2 rRNA genes are annotated in these 2,413 nt (G+C 49.7%); both read left to right on the forward strand.

The annotated features are described in order from the left end of the window. A 23S ribosomal RNA gene (locus tag QM382_RS08810) occupies positions 1-2,219 on the forward strand; the annotation flags it as partial. Between the two features lie 77 nt (positions 2,220-2,296). Next, a 5S ribosomal RNA gene (gene rrf, locus QM382_RS08815) occupies positions 2,297-2,412 on the forward strand. Position 2,413 lies beyond the last annotated feature (1 nt).

Below are 2,413 nucleotides of genomic sequence, written 5' to 3' on the forward strand. Positions count from 1 at the left end.
TTAGTATTATGTCGTAGACCCGAAACCATGTGACCTACCCATGAGCAGGTTGAAGGTGCGGTAAGACGCACTGGAGGACCGAACCAGGGCACGTTGAAAAGTGCTTGGATGACTTGTGGGTAGCGGAGAAATTCCAAACGAACTTGGAGATAGCTGGTTCTCTCCGAAATAGCTTTAGGGCTAGCGTCGACATCAAGATTCTTGGAGGTAGAGCACTGTTTGGGTGAGGGGTCCATCCCGGATTACCAATCTCAGATAAACTCCGAATGCCAATGAATTATGGTCGGCAGTCAGACTGCGAGTGCTAAGATCCGTAGTCGAAAGGGAAACAGCCCAGACCACCAGCTAAGGTCCCAAAATAATTGTTAAGTGGAAAAGGATGTGGGGTTGCACAGACAACTAGGATGTTAGCTTAGAAGCAGCTATTCATTCAAAGAGTGCGTAATAGCTCACTAGTCGAGTGACCCTGCGCCGAAAATGTACCGGGGCTAAAACAATTTACCGAAGCTGTGGATACCTTTATAGGTATGGTAGGAGAGCGTTCTATGTGTGGCGAAGGTGTACCGTGAGGAGCGCTGGAACGCATAGAAGTGAGAATGCCGGTATGAGTAGCGAAAGACAGGTGAGAATCCTGTCCACCGTAAGACTAAGGTTTCCAGGGGAAGGCTCGTCCGCCCTGGGTTAGTCGGGACCTAAGGAGAGACCGAAAGGTGTATCCGATGGACAACAGGTTGATATTCCTGTACTAGAGTATGTAGTGATGGAGGGACGCAGTAGGCTAACTAAAGCAGACGATTGGAAGTGTCTGTCTAAGCAGTGAGGTGTGAATTGAGTTAAATGCTTAGTTCTATAACATTGAGCTGTGATGGGGAGCGAAGTTTAGTAGCGAAGTTAGTGACGTCACACTGCCAAGAAAAGCTTCTAGCGTTTAAACATACTCTACCCGTACCGCAAACCGACACAGGTAGTCGAGGCGAGTAGCCTCAGGTGAGCGAGAGAACTCTCGTTAAGGAACTCGGCAAAATGACCCCGTAACTTCGGGAGAAGGGGTGCTGACTTTAGGTCAGCCGCAGTGAATAGGCCCAAGCAACTGTTTATCAAAAACACAGCTCTCTGCTAAATCGTAAGATGATGTATAGGGGGTGACGCCTGCCCGGTGCTGGAAGGTTAAGAGGAGTGCTTAGCGGTAACGCGAAGGTATGAATTGAAGCCCCAGTAAACGGCGGCCGTAACTATAACGGTCCTAAGGTAGCGAAATTCCTTGTCGGGTAAGTTCCGACCCGCACGAAAGGCGTAATGATTTGGGCACTGTCTCAACGAGAGACTCGGTGAAATTTTAGTACCTGTGAAGATGCAGGTTACCCGCGACAGGACGGAAAGACCCCATGGAGCTTTACTGCAGTTTGATATTGAGTGTCTGTACCACATGTACAGGATAGGTAGGAGTCTATGAGCTCGGGACGCCAGTTTCGAAGGAGACGTTGTTGGGATACTACCCTTGTGTTATGGCCACTCTAACCCGGATAGGTGATCCCTATCGGAGACAGTGTCTGACGGGCAGTTTGACTGGGGCGGTCGCCTCCTAAAAGGTAACGGAGGCGCCCAAAGGTTCCCTCAGAATGGTTGGAAATCATTCGCAGAGTGTAAAGGTATAAGGGAGCTTGACTGCGAGAGCTACAACTCGAGCAGGGACGAAAGTCGGGCTTAGTGATCCGGTGGTTCCGTATGGAAGGGCCATCGCTCAACGGATAAAAGCTACCCTGGGGATAACAGGCTTATCTCCCCCAAGAGTTCACATCGACGGGGAGGTTTGGCACCTCGATGTCGGCTCGTCGCATCCTGGGGCTGTAGTCGGTCCCAAGGGTTGGGCTGTTCGCCCATTAAAGCGGCACGCGAGCTGGGTTCAGAACGTCGTGAGACAGTTCGGTCCCTATCCGTCGCGGGCGTAGGAAATTTGAGAGGATCTGCTCCTAGTACGAGAGGACCAGAGTGGACTTACCGCTGGTGTACCAGTTGTCTTGCCAAAGGCATCGCTGGGTAGCTATGTAGGGAAGGGATAAACGCTGAAAGCATCTAAGTGTGAAACCCACCTCAAGATGAGATTTCCCATGATTTTATATCAGTAAGAGCCCTGAGAGAAGATCAGGTAGATAGGTTAGAAGTGGAAGTGTGGCGACACATGTAGCGGACTAATACTAATAGCTCGAGGACTTATCCAAAGTAACTGAGAATACGAAAGCGTAAGGATTTCTTGTAATTTGATAGATATTCAATTTTGAGTATGTAAGACTCAAAGTTAAGTGACGATAGCCTAGGAGATACACCTGTTCCCATGCCGAACACAGAAGTTAAGCCCTAGAACGCCGGAAGTAGTTGGGGGTTGCCCCCTGTGAGATATGGAAGTCGCTTAGCT

It is taken from the genome of Streptococcus infantis, from assembly GCF_047465185.1.
Lineage (GTDB): Bacteria > Bacillota > Bacilli > Lactobacillales > Streptococcaceae > Streptococcus > Streptococcus infantis_O.